This window comes from Pedobacter insulae, assembly GCF_900113525.1.
In the GTDB taxonomy this organism is placed as follows: Bacteria; Bacteroidota; Bacteroidia; order Sphingobacteriales; family Sphingobacteriaceae; genus Pedobacter; species Pedobacter insulae.
Map to the genome: position 1 here is coordinate 176,477 of NZ_FOPP01000006.1, position 22,518 is coordinate 198,994.

A 22,518-nucleotide genomic window follows, 5' to 3' on the forward strand; every position below is an offset into this window, starting at 1 on the left:
AGCAAATTCTAATATTAAAACATTATAACATTTTAGTTTCATTAGACTCAAGACTGTGTAAACGCTATTTATTTGCTAAAAACCTTTGTTCATACCATAAATAAGAAATGCTTAATAAAAAAATACCAAAAAACCACCATTTGCTAATTTCTTCCTCAGCGTGGAGTTCAACCTCGTCGAAATTCACTACTGAATTACGTTGCCTTGCTTCATAATTTACGGTACTATTTAACTTAGCGAAATTTTTAGCTGCTTTCCAGTCCGTCCTTTTGTAGTGATACAGGTAAGTCACCTTGCGATTGATTGATACTGTTGACCAGCCAGGTTTCGCTGCCCAAAAATAGCCATCCCATAAAAACGGAAGCTCCATGTTTTGCCTCGGACTAATCGGGATACTATCGATCAAAACCAGTGGTGGCTTGTAATCATTTAAGTTGATTTTTATTGTTGATTTTTCATAAACGCTCGGCCACTTAGGTGTAACCTCAAATGAATAGAATGGAATTTCTTTCCTTGACGCTTTTTCAAAAAGGTGCGACCAAAACTTGGCATAACGCATTTGATTTCCCACTAATTGCCATTGATACGTAGACGACTGAGTAGTGGTTAAAATCTTCCCCATCCCGCTTAACTTAATACTCACCATGGTTTTTCCAGTCGAATCAGAAATTAATGGTTGTTCCCCTAGCCCAGTTTTAGCCGCCTTAATAATTAAACCCATTCCATTGCTAACCTCCCGGTACACGGTTGCTCTATCACTTAAACTCAACGATCTTAACTCATCCTCATCAATTATTACCAAATCTATGTCCTTAAGCCATGGTGAATTAAGTCGATTAAGATTTACAGGTTTCCTATTTAGAAAGTCGGTACTGTATTTATTTTTACTAATCTGACTTCTAAAAGCGACCGGATAATGATTTTCGTATAACCATTGCTTCAAAAATTTATATTCAAAATCTGGAAAAGAAGCTAAAATTAAAACACTGATAGGTTTTTCGCTCACTATCTCAAAAGGCACTGGATCTATAGATAGGGTGTCATTTCCCTGCAAGGCAATTAACTTAAAAACTGCCCTACCTATGTGCTTAGGCTGAGTGGAAAAAGAAAAGTTATTCATGCCTTTCGTTTTAACAGTTAATGAATCCAAACTTCTACCCATACCGTAGAGCTTTAGCTTTATCTTCTTTTCAGTAGGATTATGGAACTTACCTTGAATGATAAAAGTTTCGGAAATATTTAACTTCTTTGGCCAACTAACTGAGAGAATCCCTGTTGGGATAACTGCCGGATGAAAGTAAATCTGATAGTCTGCTAATGTTTTTAATTCTTGCTCGGCAAGTCCGTAACCATAAATATTTATTTTTCTTATGTCTGGGTGGGTTTTTAAATGATATGTTAAATCTGCTAAATAAGTGATCTTCTTTTTTTTATTAACTAAAAACACACTCGAATCCAGCGTATAAACATTGGCTTTCAATGCTTTTATGGCCTCTAAAGATGCGCCCTCAGTTAGAAGATTTAACTCATGTATGGGCTCGTTCTTCTTGGTATTATACCTGACTGGAAACATTAGAAACACAAAAGCACCCACCATTAGCATACTCGCAACAATTCTCCATAACAATCTTGATTTGTCCCTACGCCTTATTTCTTTGTAGAGGAGAAATGAAGCAAAAGCCAGGCAGCAAATTATGATAAGATAGCTAAATTCCATCATTATTGGTTTGCGTTTTGGAGGTGATTAAAATAACTACGGTATAAATTAACCTCTGGTGAGGCGACTGGCGCTTGTGGTTTTGATATTTCCTTTCCCAACAACTTTTGAATTGTGCTTTGTACAATATCGATATCCGCTACATTTACATTATTGGCCAGGCTAATTTTACGAATTGCCTTGAGCGCAGCCAAATAAGAAGTAGGATGCGTTGAAGCAGCAATAATGAGTTGCTTTTCACCGGCACGTAACAACTCGCGATCGCCATAATTAAATGCCCTACCGGTTTTCCGATATTCTAAAATCGACAAAAGAATCTTCAATTCCTCTATTGAACGATCCGTATGCTCAAAGGTCGCATGTTGTGTAGGTTGAACAATTTTAGTTAACTCACCACTTAAGCGTTTTTCCATTTTTAGCTTAGTGGTTTTAAGCGTTGTTTTCGCAACATAAGCCCTGGATTTTTGCTGTAAATCCTTCAATAAGCGAAGGGCCTTATACTCATAAGGAAGTGCTTCTTGCGGTTTGTAGGTCCTCAATCTCAATTCAGAACTCCACATTTCATTCAAAACAGCTTTCAACTGTTTCTTTAACTCAGGTTCAAAAAATGTTGCATCTTCAGCAATATCGTGCTTATGAGCATACTCGTCCATTAATGCCTTTACATCCCCAAAGGCTGCTGTTGTATGCTCTTCGCCCTCCTCATGGTCATGTTCGCCCCCAATCGCAGTTTCGGATTCCTCTCCTAAAAATTTTCCATACCTCAGGCGTAACAACTTTTGATCCATCCCCAATGAATTGCTTCTATTTTTAAATTCCTCAAGCGCCAGTGTTCCCTGTTCCTTTAATAGCTTTTCGGTATCGATAATAATCTGTCGCTGACTCCGAAAATACGCTGGAACCAGGTCAATTCCTTTAGCCATTCCGGCCATGCTCATCAATTCAGTGGTATCAACAATTGTTACCATATACACATCTGACCTACTATGCTGACCATGATTATCTTTGGCCATGATAAAGAAATACAGCTCGTCGCCAGGTTTCATACCCAAAGCCGTTAAATCAAGTATTTTAGTTAACCTAACTGCCATTTTGTTATTAACATCCGTATTGAAACTCAATTTCTTCTCCGTGAAACTCACTCCCTCTCCTTTGCCGCTCGAAAGCGTGGCCGAAATATATGCATCGCTAATTCCGTAATCATCTTTTAGCAAAGCGGCTAGGTTAACTTTTGGTACTTGGCCAACATCAATCGTAGTATATGGCGTGGGAGCGATAATTTTAATACTTACGGGCAAATCCGGAATAATTTCTATGGGGTAGAGATCCGACTTTTTTCCATCCAGCTCTATTTGGTAAAAACCAGCTTGGTTAATCACCCTGCTAAAGCGACCATCCTCGTTTAACGTTATTATTTCACGATCATTAAAAATTAACCGAAGTTTTTTAACCGCAACAGTGGTTTCAATTCGCCAAACTACCTGTGCTCCGATTTCGGCTTTAAGGGTAAATTGATTTTGAGTTCTGGTTTTTTTTCCCGTATAAGCTGGTGGCAATATTTGAACATTAAAATCTTTAATCCCGGGCAATAGCTGTTCCTTTACAGCATTTAAGTTGGTAAGAGCGGCTGGAGGTTGACTGACCAATGTATTTAAAGGCAAAAATTGATGAACAATTAATACACCGATCAGTAAGATGAGGTTAACCCAAATTCCTTTAGAAGCTTTTTTCAAACTATTGGGAAGTGGAAAAGCGCCATTGATCTTGTCTCTCTGAAATCTTTCCAACAATGACAAATCTTGTAAGGGTTTCAGCAATAAACCTGCGCTTTCTTCAAGTTCAGGATAGGCTACATTTAAATAATTGGCAACTTCCAATTTTGTCACTCCCCACGTTGGCTTGAATATTAGCATTCCGCAAAATACTGTCATAAAAGTAACTGCAAATATCATAACAGAATTAACTGCTACAAAGGTGGCCATAGACGTCAACAGTATTCCTATCGCCAGGCTCAACAAAGTGATTTTTAAAAAATAAATCACAATCAGTTTAAACCTGAACTTTGTAATCCAATAGTTACCTTCAGCCTCTTCCATAATCCGCACTTGTTTTTTTTGATAAGGACAGCACCCGCTCGGTAATCAATAAAACAAACGCTATCCCCCAAATCCAGTCCTTTAGATCTTGACGATTATTGATGGTTAAGCCGATTGTTGCGTTATGATAAGTTGTGGGTATTTGCTGCTGCGCTAGAATTCTTTGATCGGCATCATGCGTTTCGAAGCCAAAATTAGGATCATTTGGTTGCCCAAGTACAATCGGAACAAGGGACTTAATAAATTGTTCATTCCACACCAGTTCCGTCCATTCAGCATTAAAGCGGCTGTAAAAATAGAAATGATTAAAGTTTGCATCAGTATCTTTAATGAGGATTGGTTCTCCAAAACCATCCTCCCAAACAGTGGTTCCTTTCTGGTCATCGACGGCGATCCTCTTTTTAAGCGCTAAGGTTTGCCCTGGGCTTGAAGCTATTTGAAGTGTGGAGTTAACCAAGATGGTTTTCCCTTTCTTATAACTGATCAAACTTGCTCCTTTTTTGTAACCAGTTAATGGTACCGGTTTATCTGAAAGCCAGAACAGCAAATCAGCTTTCACAGATGATCCGTTCCAATTATCGATTTTAATGCTCCTTTTGGTAAAACTGGCAATTGCATTTAATGCAGCTTTGATATATTTCGAGTCGCTGCCATTCGGCTCATAGATTACCGCATTGATAGGAGGCAAATCTTGCAACAAGCTACTTGTATAACTTGTTAAAGTCGGGATCGACTTTCCTTCATAAATTTTAGCTAAAAACTTAGTGGTCCAGGTTTTTACGGTATCTCCAGATGGAAGGTCGTTCCAAATCAGCCTAAAGCTGGGCTTAGGTAAATTCCCTTCAAAATGGAGCAATCTACGGTCTGCAAACACATTTGCTGAATATCCCGAAGGAATTTGAGTATTTAACTCCTTAAGCAAAGCAGTATAACTTACACTTCTCGTCCTGGAATATTCCGCTGTACTATCTTTCAATGAGATTTTAGCAAAGCCTAGATTAAAATCACGCATTTCGAAGCCAAGCTTCATCAGTGAATCTATTGTGGGTTTCGAAGCTTCGTAAACCTTTCCTATTTGTCTTTTATCTATCAAAATCCAACCTGCATTTTTACGATTTGACGATGTTATCGTATGATATGGCTGCGCTAATACAAATGCTATCAATGTGATTATTAAACATCTAACTATAAACAGCAATATGTCGGTTATCTTAATATTTTTAGAACTTGCAGTGGCGTTTTCGCCAAGTAAAGCAATACTGCCAATTTTTAAAACTTTTCCTTTTTTTACATTCCAAAGGTGAATGACTACAGGAACAATTAATCCTGCAAGTGCTAGTAAACCGATGGGATATAGTAAGGCCATTAAACTTTCAATTTATTCCGCTGTTTTAAGAAATCTCTCAATGCCTGATCTAAAGGTTCATCGGTCGTAATTGTTCTATAATAAATTCTCCGATCTAACATGTGATTTCGGGTTTTGTCTAAGTAATTCCTAAGTTTAGTTTGATAGGTTGATCTAGCTTTTGTTTGATCTATTTGAAGCGTTTGACCAGTTTCCAGATCTTCGAAAGTGGAGTAGCCTTTAAAATCGAGCTCAATTTCATTCCTAGATAAGACATGGAAGACTAGAATTTCATGCCCAAGTGCATTCAGCGTATCTAATAAATCGAAAATCTCCTCAGCGGTTTGATAAAGATCGGTAACAAAAACTAATAATTCACGATTTTGTGTGCCTGAGAAAATCTCTTTGTAGTGTATGGGTTTTGTAAATTCCCCTTCAGGTTTTAGCTGCTCCAGCTGAAAAAACAGTCTCGCTAAGTGCTGATAATCCTGCTTGGCTACCATAGAAAACAATTCGGTGTTTTTAAAAATATACAGACCAATCGCATCGCCTTGTAAGTTTGCCAAATATGCTAAACAGGCGGTTAGGTAGCGTGCATAATCAATTTTTGTAAACTCACCGTCGTGATGATTCATAGAAGCACTCGCATCAACTAAAAAACGAACAGCAATATTGGTTTCAACCTCCGATTCGCGGATATAATATCTATCTGATCTGGCAAACATCTTCCAATCTAAGCTACGCAGATCGTCTCCAGGCTGATAACTTCTGTATTGGCTAAACTCTAATCCAGGGCCTTTTATGGTGCTTTTATTAATCCCACTCATGAATCCATCTATCGTTGTTTTTGCCGACAAATTAAGATCTTTAATCGCCATCATTACTTTCGGATCGAGCAGTTTACTCATTTAAATAACTTTTTTTGGTCGCGAGATAGTTTTTACCAACTCAGCGGTAACTTGGTCTGAGGATACATTTTCAGCTTCTGCTTTAAAATTCATTAGCACCCTATGCCTAAGAACGGGGTAAGCCATTGTCTGTAAATCTTCCATAATAACCGAATATCTTCCATAAAACAACGCACGTGCTTTAGCAGTTAGTATCAATGCTTGTCCAGCCCTTGGGCCGGCACCCCATCGCACCCATTCCTTTACAAAACCAACCGAAGTGGTATCTGGACGGGTTGCTCGGATAAATTCACTAACATATGCGATTAACTCATCATTAATGCTAACTTCTCTTGTCAACGATTGTAGCTGTTTAATTTCGTCGGCGCCAATAATAGGGCTAACAATTGCTTTGTGAGCACCTGTTGTAGTGCTTAATATTCGCGCTTCTTCCACCGCCGTGGGATAACCAATCTTTATATATAAAAGAAAACGATCTAGTTGCGCCTCTGGAAGAGGGTAAGTACCCGCCTGTTCTATAGGGTTTTGGGTGGCCAAGATAAAGAAAGGACGATCTAATGGATAAGTTTGTCCGCCATAAGTTACTTCAAATTCTTGCATGGCTTCCAGCAAAGCTGATTGTGTTTTTGGAGGAGTACGGTTTACTTCGTCAGCAAGAACGATGTTAGCGAAGAGCGGTCCTTTATTAAACTTGAAGAAGCGTTTGCCTGTTGCATGATCTTCCTCTAATATTTCCGTACCTACAATATCAGTAGGCATCAAATCTGGTGTAAACTGGATTCTCCTAAACGACAAACTGAGCGCCTGGGATAGGGTGCGCACCATTAGCGTTTTCGCCAGCCCTGGCACACCCTCCAACAAGCAGTGCCCACCTGCCATTAAAGCAATCAACATTTCCTCAATAACGACATCTTGACCCACAATTACTTTTTGGATTTCGCTTTTTAAAAGACCTATTTTGCCAATTAATGTTTTTACGTTACTTTCTGAGTTATCCAAAACCATTATTTTTAGTTTACTGAGCTAATGTGCCTCAATATAGGTCATATTGCAATTATTCTTGCTTCGAAAAGTAACAATATCAAAAAATTTACAAGATATGTAAGTTAAAAATCTGAAATGACAAAAATTGACACTAATTTAGAACGATGCAAAGCGCCAAGTTTACTTTTGCGAGGATAAAATATAACTCTGGAGATTGGGATACGGATCAGCGGATGCCTTCAAATCTTTTGAATTCACTTTTAGAGTATACCACCATTCCCTTAAATGAGGAGGAAAAAATTGTGGAACTTAGCAGCAATGACTTGTTCAACTATCCATTTTGTTATTTAAGTGGGCATAAATTGGTTCAATTTAGCAAGCAAGAAGCGACAAATTTTAAAACCTATGTACAAAACGGCGGATTCGTTTTCGTAGACGATTGTAATCATGACATAGATGGCCTTTTTGCCAAATCATTTGAGGCACAAATGAGCAATTTATTCGGCGCACAATCGCTAAAAAAAATCCCTAATAACCACCCGCTATACAGCGCCTTCTTTAAATTTGAAAAAGGTCCCCCTACTACTTCCTTCGAGCTTAATGGCTGGGGCGACGATCTCGTTCACGATTATTTAAAAGCGGTGACCATCAACAACAGAATTGGGGTATTGTATAGTAATAAAGATTATGGATGCGAATGGGACTATGACTATAAAAACAAGCGTTTTTTAGCTGAAGATAACACCAAATTTGGAGTGAATATCATTTTGTATGCAATGGGCGTTAATGCAAGTTAAAGTCTCCCTTAGCAAATTTGTATTTTAATTTGTAATTAGTCTAAATAGTTTGCATCTTTGTAGCCACAAGCAAATAGCTAAAATGCAGCAAACCTTACCAATACCTTCTGCCGTTTTTACCGAAGTGTTTAGCACTCATAATGGTGCCATTTATCAATCTGATAGCGAAAATTGCTGGTATATAGATTTTGCAGGTAAGTTAGCTCGATTTGATTACCGCAATTTGTTAAAATTAAAAAAAGCTGTTTATCAAATTGATATTGAAGATCTGCTTTTGAACAGTACTAAATCTGCTGATTTAGAAATCATTTTCATCTGCGCTTGTGATCATTGTTATGTCTTATCGCTTATCCAAATTATTAAGCTAAAAGAGTTACTCCAGGGTACTTTTACCATGCTTGAGCTTAATCATATCATTTACGATCGCCTTTATAGAATTATCATCTAGTTCCTTCCCCCTCTTTCTTAGTTAGAATTAGAATAGTTCCATATTGGCTTTAAATTCGTTATCTAACTTTTATAGCACTATTTTTGATATATTAATACCACTAAATATCAAAGAAAATGAAAGACATTATACGCGCGAAGTGCTTAATTTCATCAGATGTAGAAGCACTTATTAACCAGCAAATTAAAAAAGAAGCTCATTCTTCTGCTATTTATCTTTCAATGGCATCTTGGTGCAATCGCAATGGATACGATTTTTCTGCCGACTACTTTTTTAAGCAGTCTGAAGAGGAAAGAATGCACCAACTTAAATTTTATAAATATGTTTTGGATATGGGCGGTACAGCCATTTCACCAGAAATAACCAACATTAAAATAGAATATAACTCATTTCGTGAGGTTTTTGAAGAAGCACTGGATCAAGAGATTAGTGTTACCCAATCTATTAAAAACATTGCTGCACGATGCCATAAAGAACAAGATTACGTAACGTTAGAATTCTTAAACTGGTTCTTTAGAGAACAAAGAGAAGAAGAATACAAAGCTCGTCGTGCGCTCGAATTGTTCGATGTAATTGGTGAAGAGGGAACGGGCAGATGGCAGATCGACAAACATGTTGGTCAGATCAACTATTCGGCTGAAGCCTAATCACTCGGTCACATTTAATAAAAAGGGAACATTTTGACAATCTTTATATGATTGTCAAAATGTTCCCTTTTTTCGTTATATTCACATTATGTCAAAAAAAGACAAAAAGAACAAGGATAAAGATAAAAAAAAGAAGAAAAAGAAAAAAGAATGCTGTGAGAAGTATCTGAAAGGGAAAAGGTGCGATAATTGTCCAAATGGATAAACCTAGCCAGACAACCATTCTTTGAAAATTACCGATTTCCTTCTACTGGTGATCAATTCTTTAGCACTCGGTATACAGTGTGCTATTTTAAGAAATCGTAATTGGTACGAACTAAATGACACAATTGCTGCGCGGTGCACAATATCTTTTCTATTAATCTGAAAATAATCCGCAGGGTTCAGAAAACCCATCGATTCAGCTATTGTATGGGGCCAAATAGTTTTCACACCATTGAAATCCACTGCAAAACAAATTTTATTTTCATGGTAAATGATAGCAGGTAAGTTTGCTTCAAGTGCACTACTACGTAAAGAGCCCATCATTGCAGGGTCTATCTCTATCATTTGATAGCGGATCTTCGGTACTTTTACATACTCGTAGTACAATAAATAAACCACATTTATTGTAAATATAAAAAGTAGAATATAAACAAATAGGTTCTTAAAATAGCCAGAGGTGAATATATTTTCATCCTTAATCCAGAATAGAATCATTGCGAGTAAAAATGCATTAACTGATGCAAAAAAAAACCCGAAAATGAATTGGTACTTCAGTCGCTTAGCAGCTGAACCATGTTCATCAAAGACTTTGTTTATTATTCGGCTTACCATATAAATGTATTCAATCAATAAATAAGCGATCAACATACTGTAAAATAGTGAAGCGTAATAGTAGCCCTTATTAAACAATTCTAACCAGGACTTTTTGGTGCCATGCACAACCACAAAATGGGAAGCCAATAAAGCAACAAACACACGAATTAACAAGTGGTAAATTCTTTTTCTAGTTAACATTTTAATCGGGATTTAAAGATATGTTCATAAACGTAGCCTAAATAAATAAATAATCAAATTATTGAAATGGATAATGTACCGTTCATCAAAAAAGATGTTACCGCTTGGTAAAGCTCCGTCTAAAAATGCCCTTTAAACACATCAAAAGGCATTACTTTCGATTTGAGCTAAAATACATTGGCTCAATTAATTTTCGTAAAAATGGAGAAACAACCATTCACACCCGCCGGTATTTTAGCCTTACAGCAGTGGCTCTATAAGCTACCCCCACTTCAATTTAATGAAGAGATCCTAACAATGAATACCAACTTCGAAGCTTGGTCATTAGCACATCTGGAACTTACTACAGCGCAGCTTACTTTTTTTAATCAGCTAAGTGAAACAGCCAAAAGTGATTTGGCTTGCAAGATCCAATTAGGGGCAGCGTATAAAAAGTTAATCACCTTAATTCAGCATCAGCAAAAAAGCAGTGCTCCAATTCCTGAAGAAGACAAGCTCTTTGAACCGAAAAGCAGCATAACCGTTACAAGCCATAGCGACGGCACCTATGACGTAAATGGGGAGGTTGAAATAGCGGTGACTTATATCAGCTAAACTTACCCTGCCTGCTAAGCAGACAGGGTTTTTATTTAATATATGGAGTTAGACTTTCCCTTAGTGGCCATCAAACTAAAAATAGCTACTTATGCAGCGTTAAGGCCCGAGGCTTGGGCTCAAATTTCCGCACGACTTAAGCTAGTGGTGCTAAAAAAAGATGAACGTTTTAATAGAGAAAATAGCAGCTTAGCTTATGTGATCAATGGATTAATGAAAGAACATGATATCCAAGCCCGCAAGAAACCAGCTATCGTGAATTTTATCGATAGCCAAAATTTTATCATTACAACAGGATATAATCAGAATCGCTTTTTAAAGGCTATTACCGGTACTACAATCGCCTATCTAGATTTTGAAAGCCTACTTGCCCTATTCTTAATTTACAAGGAACTAAAACCGGTATATGATGCCGCTTTAACCAATTATCAAGAAGGAATAGATTTTAGATTTAATTTACTCGAAGAAAGATTGGCCACCAAAAGAATACAACTTTTTATAGCGCACTACCGCCCTCTTCTTTCCTATATCAGAAAAAAAGACATGGCCAATTATTGCCATATCCCCTACGATAATTTTGTACGCCATTACAATAACCTGTTATAAAGTTCACTAATGGTTTACTGATAGTTGTCTGCCTTTTTTACTTCCCAATATCAGTTACAAGCCTAATGTATTGGAGTTAGTTTTGATCTGTCTCATTTAACTATGAAAAATATGAAATCGTTTTTACTAGATCATAAAGAACAAATACTTATTTATACCTGTACAATATTGGTTTTTCTGTGGATTTATACCGCCCTTAGTAAGCTGTCTGATCTCACAGAATTTAAAAAACAGCTGGATAATCAAACTTTTGGGAATAGCACAGCTACATTTTTATTTTGGTTTATCCCCATTAGTGAACTTACCGCAGCAGCTCTCTTGCTATTTCGCAAAACCCGTTACGCTGGTTTAATGCTCTCTACCCTATTAATGTTTTTGTTTACAGGCTATATTGCTTTGGTACTGCTAGGCTTTTACGAGCGGACACCTTGTAGCTGTGGTGGCGTATTAAAAGAAATGAGCTGGCAAATGCATTTATGGTTTAATATCTTCTTTTTATTACTTAGCGGATTAGGGATTTTCTTGGCTCGTTTCCCAGCGCACAGCAAAAAAAGAATAAGGAATAAATCTACAATGCTTTTTTAAGTTCGGGGAACATTTAAAAGCAGGTATTAAGCCTACCATAGTGGCTATATAAAAATCAATCTTAAAATTTTAAAACCAACTTTTTCGTCTGCTTTTTCAAATGCAAAATAGCAGTCTATTACAATGAAAAATTTAAAAAAATTGTTACCAGCGTTTGCCTTAGTAGTAGGCTTAGGTTTAGTGTTTACCCAAAGTGCTTTTAAAGCTGAGAAAACAAGTTATACTTATTATCGTGTTGGAGGAGAATGGGTAGCAGCGATACCTGGATATTCTTGTAATGAAGCGGAGACTGAAATCTGCAGTGAAGTATTTGACCATCCAAATCCAACACCGGAGGAAAATGGCACTGATACCGTTTTAGGAGAATATCTTCCAGATTAATATCCGGGTAAGAAGGAGGCTGTCTAACTAACAGCCTCCTTTATTGATTATCTTTCGTTCTGAATTAATCCCCCCAATATTACAGCATCGTTAGGAATTGCGAAAACATAGCGTTTATCATTAGGAAGCAGTTGATACTCTTTATTTAATATATTTCTTTTCATAGTAATTTTATCCTCATTGATTAAATTGAACCTGCGTAAATCAGACCACCTTAAGCCTCTACAAACTAATTCCTTCCTCCGCTCTGCTAATATCTTACTTAGCGCATCTTTTTGATTTATGGCAGTGAGTGGAACAAATTGGTTCTTTTTCCATCTTTTAACCAATAACTTATTTAAATTAGCCATAGCTTCTTCCACAGCTCCTTCCCTTGCTAAACACTCTGCCTGAATTAAAATCATTTCGTCAGTAGCCAACCCATTAAAATATTGCCTTGCGCCTGAATAGTTCCCTTTCATCGACCAATATTTTCCGTTTTTTCGAAAAAACATTGGTTTCCTAAGATCCCCATTTCCATAAGAAGCAGTTAAAGAAGAGTCGATGCAAACAACAGATGAACCAGTGAAAGTTAGATCTAGTATAGTTGCATAAAAGATAACTTCATCATTAACAGCAAGCAAAGGATTAGGTAATGGTCGTGTAGAAGTAGAGTCTAAAAGATTATAATCAAGTAATTTCTCATTACTTGCTAGTACTATTGAAGCATATTGCTTACTCATTTTATAATTAGACATCGCTAAATACACACGTGCAAGTAATGCTTGAGCAGCTGCTTTAGATGGCCTCGATTTTGCGGATCCTCCAGTTGAGAATAACTCAATTGAGCGTTCTAAGTCCTTAACCACCAGATCATAGCTCTCTTTAAGATTTGACCGCGGAACCACCTCATTCACATCGGCAGACAGCCTGATTGGAACTCCCAATAGTGAATTTTCATTTCCACCACCATAAGGTGCAGCGAAAACCTGTAACAGGTTAAAGAAAGCAAATGCACGATAAAATAATGCTGAGGCATGTATTTGACCCATCCCAACTTTATCTGTTTCAGTATCCTTAATCTTCTCTAAACCATCTAATACAATATTGCAATAAAAAACTTGGGAATAAGGAGTATTCCAGCCACTGATGATCGGTATATTTTGATAAGTATCTTGCGACCAGATATAGGCATTCTGACTTATTATATCTAAGGAACTAAAACCTCCATCATCTACAAAACAATCATCAGCTGCTATATGTTGCAAGTCTGGCACACGATTCATCGTTATATTATCTAGCAAAGCTTGAAAATCTGCTAATTTCTGCGGAATCAACAAGGCTTTATTTGGTTTCTTGTCCAAAAAATCTTTTTGACAAGCAAATAAGGATAATAAGCAAATCCCTATTAGAAGTTGTGTATATTTTTTAATCATTTCTTTTAAAAATTAAGTTTAAGGCCCATTGCAATTGATTTCCCTAGAGGTGCAATATTAAAATATTCCGGATCTATGGCAAATTTAGTAGCCTTCCATATAATACCTAGGTTGCTCGCATATGCATACAATTCAAGGTTTTTAACACCAAGGAGAGTTTTCTTTACAGCATAGCTAAATCTAACATCCGCTAACCGGATGTGATCTCCTTTTTCAACTAAAACCGAAGAATAAAGATAAAGGTTGTCCCTCGAATTGTTAAGTGCAGTAGGCATAGAGGGAACAGAAGTTATCAGTTCATCGCCTGCTTTTTGCCATCTCAAGCTGTAATCCCCATGCCCACCTTTAGCGGTCAGTACGTTATTGTATCTGATGGATTGTCGCCTAAAATAATGTCCAAATTTATAAGAGATATTTGCCGATAAAGTAAAATTCTTGAAAGTAAAACTGTTCCTGATCGTACCAAAAAAATCAGGCCTTAACGAACCATGGAAAATCAAATTTTCTGGTGTTATGCCACTAATTACCTTTGCATAATCCTTGCTTGGCACGCCATCCAAGTAGCCTCTCGGATCACCAGTTAAAGGGTCTAGTCCTGCCCAATCATAACTATAAACGCTGAATATCGGAAAACCTGTTTTAGGAATACCCGCAAATTGCAGGTAGCTATCTACCGTGGCATTGGCACCATAATAGCTTACTTTTTCACGGTTAAAGGCCATGAGCAAATTCGTATTCCATATAAAACTAGCACTAACGATATTATTACTGTTAATGGACAAATCAATCCCATGTCCTTTCGTATTGGCCGTGTTTCCATTGAAAGTTTTAATACCCGTGGTAGGGTCAAATGGAATTGCTCCAATTAAGTCAATTCCATTCTTACGGTATATATCAATGGTTCCATTTATCCGTGATGAAAACAAGCCAAAGTCTACTCCTAAGTTTATAATTTTAACCCGTTCCCATCTTAAAGAAGGGTTTGGCGGATTTTCAACTACCGCAAAAGGCAATAAACTGGCGCTAGTGCTACCATTAGAATATCTTGCAGTTGTATAAGCAGATAAGCTGCGATTTACATTTCCGTTATACCCAAATGAGCTACGCAAATTTAAATGATTTACAACCTTAGATTTGAAAAATGGTTCTGATGAAATATTCCAAGCTGCTCCTAATGAATAAAGCGGAACTCCCTTTTGGTTATAATCTACACCAAATAAATTACTCTGATCCAATCTAGCACTCCCAGAAAACGTATATCGATTTTTGTAACTGTAAACAATATTTGTAAAGTAGGATAAGTATCGCTCACTTAACTCAGTACTACTTACACCACTTGGAACACTTACTAAAAGCCCAGGATAAGCCAATTGTTCAAAAGGAGTTAAATAATCAACATCTCTACTCGTGGCGTGCTCACTGTCATATCCATAAAGATTATAACTGTTTGTTATGGTAGTTAAATCCTTAATTTCTGTCCCAATTATCCCAGTGATGTTATTTATATCATTCCATGTTTTGTTATAGTTAAGTTGAGCTCTGGCATAATGCCCCTCAAGCTTGCCCATAGTCTTTTCATAAATACCTCCAATCGGAACATTATAAGTTAGTTTACCATCAGCGGCAACTTGCGTAAAGTTGTTGATCAAATTTCTGGCGTAGTAACTTTTTTCACTATTTAAAGTATAATCGTGTGTATCATTTCTATTAAATTGATACCGGAGTTCAAAATTTAAATCCTGATTCCATTTATACTTTAATCCTGTATTGAAACGATATTCTTGCTGACCAGTATTTCTATCCGAGAGACCAATATTATCAAGCGGATTGTAATTCCAGCTGAGCAATTTTTTCTGTGTAGCACTTTCCACAAAAGAGGCACGGTAATTTTTGATAACATTTTGCGTATTTCCATGGTCATCAACCAATCTGGCATACGGATAAAGCTCGGTTGCTCCACTAAAATATAAATTACCTGGATTATTTAACTGACCATTATTGTTTGAATAATTAAAGCTATTAGACAACTCCAATTTGTTTTTAAAAAATAGATAGTTGGTAGCAGCGTTTAGCGTGATCCGTTTATTTTCATTACCTACCAAATTAGCTAATTCCCCATCGTAACCAAATGACAGGAAGTAATTATTTGAAATACTTCCCCCTTTAAGGTTAACTGCATATTGTTGTGATACATTATTACGATTCAAATAGCTACTCAAATCATTTCTTAAGTCAATCTTTTTCAAAGCATCCAAACCTTGGTTCATTTCAGACTCAGAGATTTTGCCATTTTTGTGCGCCAACATTAATTCAACTGCCGGGGTTAAAGGCTGGTTGTTAATGGAACTGATAGCCGCATTATAGTAACCCTTCCCAAATAACATTTTTTCAACATCAATGTAGTCGCCCGAGTTCATTCTACTGTTATAGAAAAGATTTGGCCGTTCTCCAATAGTATAATTTGCGGTGGTAGATACAATAGGTTCCCCATTCATACCTTTTTTTGTGGTTATGACAATCACACCATTCCCAGCCCTAGCACCCCATATAGAGGCAGCTGAAGCATCTTTTAGGATAGTGATGGTTTCTACATCATTAGGATTAATAGAGGTTATATCTCCATCATATGGAAAATTGTCTATCACAATTAGTGGATTATTACTTGAATTAATAGTGGCTGTGCCTCTAATTGAAATCGAATACCGGTCTACAGACGAACCCGATCTATTAAATGCCAAACCTGGCACCATATCTTCCAAACTTTGCAGAATGTTTGAGGATACCTTTCGCGTCAACAATTGGTTGTTGAGTTGCGAATAAGAACCTGTTACCCGGTGTTTAGGGATTTGTTGATATCCACTATTGACCACAACTTCCTGAAGCTGTTGTTCAGTTTCTACCATTTCTATTTGCATGGGCATATTAGGATCTGTTCCAAGCCGAACTGTTAACGATTTGTATCCAAAATGGGTAAAAGTAAGCCATTCATTACCTAAACTTGAAATACTAAACCTCCCAGAATTGTCTGTCACAATCACCTGCTGACTTCCAGCAATAGCAACATTAACCTCATTTAAAGGAAGTTTGGTCGTTGCTGATTTAACTGTTCCGTTAAAGACCATCGTCTTTTGAGCAATGGCAGACTGAAACAGACCTACCAAAAGAATAATTATTAGGCTATTTTTCATCTTTACTCGGGGTTTTATTTGCTACATATAAAGGATTATCTCTGAAAACGAGCATATCAATTTCTGCTTCCTTTTCAACAAAGGCTAAACCATATTTGGCAAGTTCCAAATTAATTTTATTTACATTTTCGAAACCTGTAAGTTCAATATTTACTTTTCCCAAATAACCAGTTCCATCTATAACAGGCAACTTACTATGCTGCATATAAAAACTATTACAGTGATATATAAATTTGGTGAACGTTACATTTGCAAATTTTTTGAGTTTATTATCGTCAGGAGAAACAGGTACTAGTTTACTGATGTCTATTTTACCAAAGTCGGCTGTTTTGGTAAGCACTAAACATTTGACCTTTCTTTTTTCAAACCCTACTATATATTGGCTAAAAACCCTACGCAGATCCTCCGTCATTATTTTAAATACATCAAGCCTCAAATTATTGGGAACAATCAATTCGTAACAGAAAGCATTTGTTTTCCGCCATTCTTTATAGGTTAGTGACTTAGGCACCCTTCCAAAAGCCAGTGTGTCCTTTAGTTCAACTATCATTTGATTTCTACGGAAATACCTAATCTGTTCTCCCATAGCAACAGAAAAAAGAGTTTCAATGCTAATGTTTGTAAAAGTTACTTTTCGCGGCAAATCACTCTTAATGGTATACCTGGTATTATAACCACTATGTAAACCGTCAATAAAACCCGTAAGTAATGATTGATAATAGATTTTATTAACTGCACCTAAATCACTAGAAGCTACTAAAGGTAATCTTGGATCGTAAGCAACCTGCATGTCAGCTTTTTTCTGAAAACTTGAGGTCTGACGTAAAAGTGCCTCTTGGATAGACTTAGCGTTAATTTCTTTATGATCAGTGATGGCAATCACTTTGCCTTCTCCATCTATCCACACATAGTGCGGCAGGTAAACATGTGGAAATAATGCATTTAGCTCCTTTTGGTCGGTTAAAACAGGAATACTGAAATGGCGACCCTGCTGTTTTTCAAATTTCTTCAGAAAAGGTATTACTTCATTTGCCGTTTGATAGGTTGTGGAAATAAACTGAATTTTATTTCCAAAAACTTTCTGCAAGCTATCCATTTGGGGTATCATAGCTACACAAGGCTGGCACCAGGTTGCCCAAAAATCGAGTATTACTAGTCTTCCTTTAAAATCTGATAGATTAGCAGTAGTACTTTTATAATTATAGAGATTGGTAAGCTTTACTTCTGGCACCATCTGTCCAATCTGTAGCCCGCGTTTAATCACATCTACTGCCTTATTTTCTTGCGCATTCACACAAAAATTTAGGCAAAGCAGTGCCAGTACGGATAATGCCGTTATTTTTTTCATCATATGGTTTGTATTTGGTTCTTCAACTAACTTTGTAAAAAGCCAGTCGAAATGGTTTAGTTAATCGATAAATTTTTGACAATAAAAAGCAGGCAGCACTTTATTAAAGTACCTAACTATTACTAACTAAAATGATATTGCCTTGCCGCCTGCTTGTATTTTTATTAAACAGGATTTTTAGGCTTTAGCGCATAAAGCCTGTTAAAAGGACAAGTGGAGTTGTGATTAACTGAAAAACAAAAACCAAACCTAGCTTTTCTTAAAAAGCTTAAGATAAAAATGATTACAGATTTGGTTAGTTTTTTCATAGCTCGTATCGGTTATACGAGTCTCTGATATATAAAACACCATAGCGGGCCCTAAATACCATCTTGCTAGGTTTTCGACGACCCTTGAAACGGAATTACAATAGAGCCCATAGCGCTATAGTGTGTGCAAAATACACAAAATATTGCCATGGGCATTAATCTATTGTCCCGTTCAATTGCAATTGTCGAAATTTAGCAAGCGAGACTCCTTTAATTAATACCTGATTATAAATCAAATGTAATAAATTTTTTAGATAAGTCAATATTTATATTGACTTATTTTACCCTAATTATCAACAGTTTGCACAATGCAACCAATGCCCATAGCAATCTTCAAAATAAAGCTAGCTAAACGCATCCGCCAACTCAGAAAAGAAGCGAAACTTTCGCAGGCAGAACTCGCCACTAAAATTGGTTTCAAAGACAAACAGATCGTTAACAACTACGAAATTAATGGCGCCAACCCAACCGCATACAACCTGGTCTTAATTGCTGAAGCCTTAAACGTTACACTCGACGAACTATTGGATTTCAGCAAATAGCTTTCTGCTAAACATTTTTCTTAGCGAAATGTTATTCCAGCTTGGCAAAGTAATCCCCTACTTATTAGTCCAGTTTATTCAAACTTATATCTTGGAACCTCTTATTGTGGGGGAACAGGTCAACATAAATCCTTTGTTTACCATCATGTCTATCTTACTAGGAGAGTTTGTTTGGGAATCGCCGGGATGATTCTCGCTGTGCCACTACTGGGTATGATCAAAATAATATGCGACAATTACCCCTCATTGCAGCCTTACGGATTTCTCTTAGGTCCCGAAAGCCCACAAAAAAAACGGCCAAACTTAATGGAAAAAATCAAAAATTGGTTTAATTAAATATCGCTTTGTTTATGGCTCATTTGCGGGAGGTATCCAGCCCTTAATGCATTCACAACTGATTGAGGAGTTAGCACCGCTACGCTTGTAATATTTAAGGTTTCTTTGCCGTTTAAATAACCCGACGGAGTCCATTGAAAGATTTGTTCATCAACTAATAAATAAGCCTTTTGTGCAATAGCAACAAAGGTTCCGTTTGGTAGTGTTGAAATAAGGGCTGTATGGGTCACTTTCTGCTGATGGACATCAATGCGTTCCCGCTGTAAAATTGCATCAATCTTACCAATCGTTGTTTTGCGGTCATACCCATAATGGGGGTTTCCCGAAAGCCATGCTTGTTTAAAACGGTTTGCATCGGCCCGTCGGCATTCAAAACAAGGTCTGTGCCCCGCGGCAAGGGCCGTAGCTTCATCTAAGAAAAATAACTCCGTCCATAGGTTTGGAGCCATAATTTGTCGCTGTCTATCTTTAAATTGGAGCAAGCAGATAATCCAAGCTTGATGTTTAAATGGCCGTAATATTGTTTTTCCATTACCATGTAATTGTCCCCGATTTCCAAGCCAAGTACCACGAGCACTCGTCTCAATGATGTTTCCGAACGGATTAACTCTATTTTGCGCCATTTTTATTAGCCTCTTAGTTAAAACTCGATGCTAATCTTAACTCCTCCTTGTAATAATCTAATTTTCTCGGAAGTTACACTCGAAAAAGGAACCTTCACGAACGGTCCTATATTTAAGTTTACATTACCGAAATTCTGCTTCTTTCCTGCAGAAAAATTAAAAAATCCCATGTAATTGTTCAATGGCTCTATACTTTTTTCGGTCTGGTTCTCATTAACTGCTACCAATACTTCATTTCTACTGCCGGCAGCGTACTGCGGCATGGAGGCCAGTCCTTCAGCAGAATAAGTATATTCCAACTTATCATTGATGAGGCCTAAGGCCGAAACACCGGCGGCTGCGTAAAATCCACCCTTAGTGTGATATTGAATACCCAATGGTAATTCGATACCCGTTAAGGCCAAATTTGCATCTTGCGCAATGCTATTAGAGGAAGCGACTAGAGAACTTCCATCAGATTTAGCCGTAATGGCTGTATACATCAGTCCACTACTAATGGACAAATGGCGCCCTAATTTATAGGAAAGCTCCATTCCCCCACCGAAATTCATTTTCTGATTGCCTATTGCAGGCGAAACTACCAGCGCATAAGAAAGCTTCTTAGTACTTTTTTCATCAACGTTAGCCACACGATTGCGGTTCATTAAACTATCATAGGTGCCAGCACGCACGGTCGAATTTTCCGCTAATTTATCAGTCAGTGAACCTGTGACAGCAACATCTTTAGGCGTATAATCGGGTACCAGAGAAGAATTTTCTGCCGGTTTGTTTTGGGCTACGGCAATAATAGGCGGATCTACCTTGCTGATAATCGGAACAATAGATTTTTCAGCAGCTCGCTTAGGATTTCCATCCTGTTTATGTGCGATTGTTACCTCTTCCTCCACTATTAAATTATCATTATTTGCTTTAAATTCACTTTCGCTATTCCTCTTAGGAGTTTGCACTTCATTCTTCACAAGGGAATCCTTGGTTTGTAACGGATCTTTTTTAATAACTTCAAACAATCCAAAACTTAAGAGCAGCAAAACCGCTGCAGCTGCAGTCCAGGCATACACAGGCCATTTCCGTATCCGCTTCTTCCTAGTCACCACAAATTCCTCCCACGCACCAACCTCATAAGCATCCTCGTGGCCTTGAAGAACTTCCTCTACCTGATTAAAAAACGCTTCCTCTTCTTCTATTTTCTTTTTCATCCTGCTTGATACAAGGTAATCAACTTTTCTCTTGCCCGCTTTAAGTACACCCTACTAGTATTGGGCAGCATATTTAACTCTTTTGCAATTTCTTCGTGCGAAAATCCTTCTATGGCATGCATATTGAATATCACTTGTTGAATAGGAGGCAAATGATTTAATAAATTCATAATATCATTATACGATAACCTGTCTGACGGTTGTACCGACATTTCTAAAATACTCTCTTCGGGAACCTCTTCCGCATACAAAATCTGCTTCTGTGCCCTAAACCTATCAATTGCTAAATTGGCAGTAATTTTCCCAATCCATCCTTTAAAAACTTTTGAAAGTCCAGGCTCTTCGCCATCAAAATGAAAAGTAGAGATCTTATTGAAAATCTTTACAAACACATCATTTACAACCTCTCTCACCATTTCCCTTTCCTTTAAATATCTAAAAGCCACGCCAGAAACATAACCATAAAAGGTTTTATATAGCAGCTGTTCACATGAAAACTCTTTATTCACACAACCTTCGATAATTCGTCTTAGGTCTGGCTCCTTTTTCTGCACTTTTAAACATTAGAAACCATTGCCTTTTAGGCAATGGTTAAGATTATAATATAAATTGATTAACTGTTTTATTTTAATAGTTTTTGATAACAGCAACTCCAAGTGCATCATTCCCTACTTCGGTTTTTAGTCCTTTTGCCCAAATTGTGTAACTGTGACCTGCCTCTAAATTTACAGCCGGAATACTAACCGTATCGGTAAGCGCAGCATGGTTTCTAATTACAAAAGTATAGGCAGCATTCCCATTAACCTCAATATAATCGCTCGCCGCTTTATAGGCTTTCTCACTCACCAATGTCGAACCATTTGTTAAACCGAGGTTCAAGAGCCCTGCGTCTTTACTCATATTAACAAATCTAATATGAGCCTTATTTGCCGCTGGCCTGGTTAAGCTGTCTTGTAAAAGTACCAATTCTGTTTCTGGCCATTTGCCAGCCAAAAATAAAGAATAAAATCTACCATCTCTCAAATTAAACTTTCCAGTAGCTTTTTTCTCACTTCCTTGAAAAAAAGAAACTTCTCTTTCGCCAGAATAAGCATTTAGATAACCGATATTTTTGCCAAAATTAAAAATGTCGTTATTTGCCTGATTCTGTCCAATAAATACCCTTAGATCTGGAGCCCCTGCAGCAGCATTTACAAATGAAAGAGCCGAAACAGCAGGATTTTCAATAGGATCCTTTTTGCAGCTTGCAAGGGTTAATGTTACAAGTGCGAGAAGGATTACTTTTATAGATATTTTAAAGTATTGCATAATTGTTCTATGTTTTTAATATTAATAATTAACGGCTAGCTAACCTGTTTAACAATTAAACGAATACCAACAACCATACGTGACAGCATTTGAAATTATTTTTTATATTTAAGAAATAGATATTTATGCTTAGCTTAAAGCTTCTCA

21 protein-coding genes are annotated in these 22,518 nt (G+C 37.1%); 8 read left to right on the forward strand and 13 right to left on the reverse strand.

All coding sequences use genetic code 11. The features are described 5' to 3' along the window. Positions 1-64 precede the first annotated feature (64 nt). From BM207_RS11805 to BM207_RS11825, 5 genes are read right to left on the reverse strand one after another with little or no spacing between them, the layout of a single operon-like run. Entirely contained in the window at positions 65-1,720 is a 1,656-nt protein-coding gene (locus BM207_RS11805; RefSeq protein ID WP_090994237.1) for a hypothetical protein, read from the reverse strand. Beyond that, positions 1,720-3,813: a DUF4175 family protein gene (locus BM207_RS11810; protein ID WP_090994239.1), complete on the reverse strand. Its 2,094-nt coding sequence runs from the start codon at positions 3,811-3,813 to the stop codon at positions 1,720-1,722. Before BM207_RS11810 ends, BM207_RS11805 begins: the two co-directional genes overlap by 1 nt. After that, positions 3,800-5,179 (reverse strand): BatA domain-containing protein, encoded by a 1,380-nt coding sequence (locus BM207_RS11815; protein ID WP_090994241.1) that lies wholly within the window; start codon positions 5,177-5,179, stop codon positions 3,800-3,802. The genes BM207_RS11810 and BM207_RS11815 overlap by 14 nt, the downstream gene beginning before the upstream one ends. After that, positions 5,179-6,066 (reverse strand): DUF58 domain-containing protein, encoded by an 888-nt coding sequence (locus BM207_RS11820; RefSeq protein ID WP_245768087.1) that lies wholly within the window; start codon positions 6,064-6,066, stop codon positions 5,179-5,181. The genes BM207_RS11815 and BM207_RS11820 overlap by 1 nt, the downstream gene beginning before the upstream one ends. Then, entirely contained in the window at positions 6,067-7,071 is a 1,005-nt protein-coding gene (locus BM207_RS11825) for an AAA family ATPase (protein WP_090994242.1), read from the reverse strand. A 143-nt stretch (positions 7,072-7,214) separates the two neighbouring features. On the opposite strand from BM207_RS11825, the gene BM207_RS11830 reads away from it, so the two are divergent. The 3 genes from BM207_RS11830 (at position 7,215) to BM207_RS11840 (ending at position 8,942) form a co-directional block, all read left to right on the forward strand. Next, on the forward strand, positions 7,215-7,847 hold the full coding sequence (locus tag BM207_RS11830) for a DUF4159 domain-containing protein (protein WP_090994244.1): 633 nt from the start codon (positions 7,215-7,217) through the stop codon (positions 7,845-7,847). A gap of 82 nt (positions 7,848-7,929) precedes the next feature. Further along, the gene (locus tag BM207_RS11835) at positions 7,930-8,295 is read left to right on the forward strand and encodes a hypothetical protein (RefSeq protein WP_090994246.1); all 366 of its coding nucleotides are present in this window, start codon (positions 7,930-7,932) and stop codon (positions 8,293-8,295) included. A 116-nt stretch (positions 8,296-8,411) separates the two neighbouring features. Next, complete coding sequence (locus BM207_RS11840) at positions 8,412-8,942, forward strand: ferritin (RefSeq protein ID WP_090994247.1); 531 nt, start codon at positions 8,412-8,414, stop codon at positions 8,940-8,942. Positions 8,943-9,149: 207 nt separating this feature from the next. Here the strand turns inward: BM207_RS11840 and BM207_RS11845 are convergent, their stop codons facing one another. After that, the gene (locus tag BM207_RS11845) at positions 9,150-9,941 is read right to left on the reverse strand and encodes a hypothetical protein (protein WP_090994249.1); all 792 of its coding nucleotides are present in this window, start codon (positions 9,939-9,941) and stop codon (positions 9,150-9,152) included. Between the two features lie 201 nt (positions 9,942-10,142). Here BM207_RS11845 and BM207_RS11850 point away from each other — a divergent pair, with 201 nt between their 5' ends. The 4 genes from BM207_RS11850 to BM207_RS11865 all read left to right on the forward strand — a co-directional run bounded on the left by BM207_RS11850 (position 10,143) and on the right by BM207_RS11865 (position 12,107). Then, positions 10,143-10,535, forward strand: a complete 393-nt coding sequence (locus tag BM207_RS11850; RefSeq protein ID WP_143095950.1) for a hypothetical protein — start codon at positions 10,143-10,145, stop codon at positions 10,533-10,535. Positions 10,536-10,577: 42 nt separating this feature from the next. Further along, positions 10,578-11,141 (forward strand): cyclic nucleotide-binding domain-containing protein, encoded by a 564-nt coding sequence (locus tag BM207_RS11855; RefSeq protein WP_090994253.1) that lies wholly within the window; start codon positions 10,578-10,580, stop codon positions 11,139-11,141. A gap of 111 nt (positions 11,142-11,252) precedes the next feature. After that, positions 11,253-11,726, forward strand: a complete 474-nt coding sequence (locus tag BM207_RS11860; protein WP_090994434.1) for a MauE/DoxX family redox-associated membrane protein — start codon at positions 11,253-11,255, stop codon at positions 11,724-11,726. A gap of 123 nt (positions 11,727-11,849) precedes the next feature. After that, a complete protein-coding gene (locus tag BM207_RS11865) occupies positions 11,850-12,107 on the forward strand; it encodes a DUF6520 family protein (RefSeq protein ID WP_090994255.1) in 258 nt (85 codons plus the stop codon). A gap of 47 nt (positions 12,108-12,154) precedes the next feature. On the opposite strand, the gene BM207_RS11870 is transcribed toward BM207_RS11865, so the two are convergent. From BM207_RS11870 to BM207_RS11880, 3 genes are all read right to left on the reverse strand, one after another. Continuing rightward, positions 12,155-13,450 carry a RagB/SusD family nutrient uptake outer membrane protein gene (locus BM207_RS11870; RefSeq protein WP_177217110.1) on the reverse strand — a complete coding sequence of 432 codons (1,296 nt, stop codon included), beginning with the start codon at positions 13,448-13,450 and terminating at the stop codon, positions 12,155-12,157. A 77-nt stretch (positions 13,451-13,527) separates the two neighbouring features. Beyond that, positions 13,528-16,710 (reverse strand): SusC/RagA family TonB-linked outer membrane protein, encoded by a 3,183-nt coding sequence (locus BM207_RS11875; RefSeq protein WP_090994258.1) that lies wholly within the window; start codon positions 16,708-16,710, stop codon positions 13,528-13,530. Continuing rightward, positions 16,700-18,061, reverse strand: coding sequence for a TlpA family protein disulfide reductase (locus BM207_RS11880; RefSeq protein WP_090994260.1), 1,362 nt, complete (start codon positions 18,059-18,061; stop codon positions 16,700-16,702). The genes BM207_RS11875 and BM207_RS11880 overlap by 11 nt, the downstream gene beginning before the upstream one ends. 622 nt (positions 18,062-18,683) lie before the next feature. On the opposite strand from BM207_RS11880, the gene BM207_RS11885 reads away from it, so the two are divergent. Further along, a complete protein-coding gene (locus BM207_RS11885) occupies positions 18,684-18,908 on the forward strand; it encodes a helix-turn-helix domain-containing protein (RefSeq protein ID WP_218155048.1) in 225 nt (74 codons plus the stop codon). 332 nt (positions 18,909-19,240) lie between these two features. Here BM207_RS11885 and BM207_RS11890 read toward each other — a convergent pair whose 3' ends face one another. From BM207_RS11890 to BM207_RS11905, 4 genes are all read right to left on the reverse strand, one after another. Then, on the reverse strand, positions 19,241-19,867 hold the full coding sequence (locus BM207_RS11890) for a hypothetical protein (protein ID WP_090994262.1): 627 nt from the start codon (positions 19,865-19,867) through the stop codon (positions 19,241-19,243). Between the two features lie 17 nt (positions 19,868-19,884). After that, entirely contained in the window at positions 19,885-21,063 is a 1,179-nt protein-coding gene (locus BM207_RS11895) for a hypothetical protein (RefSeq protein WP_090994264.1), read from the reverse strand. Further along, positions 21,060-21,617, reverse strand: coding sequence for an RNA polymerase sigma factor (locus BM207_RS11900; RefSeq protein WP_090994266.1), 558 nt, complete (start codon positions 21,615-21,617; stop codon positions 21,060-21,062). Before BM207_RS11900 ends, BM207_RS11895 begins: the two co-directional genes overlap by 4 nt. Before the next feature lie 73 nt (positions 21,618-21,690). Continuing rightward, a complete protein-coding gene (locus BM207_RS11905; RefSeq protein ID WP_090994267.1) occupies positions 21,691-22,371 on the reverse strand; it encodes a DUF4397 domain-containing protein in 681 nt (226 codons plus the stop codon). Positions 22,372-22,518 lie beyond the last annotated feature (147 nt).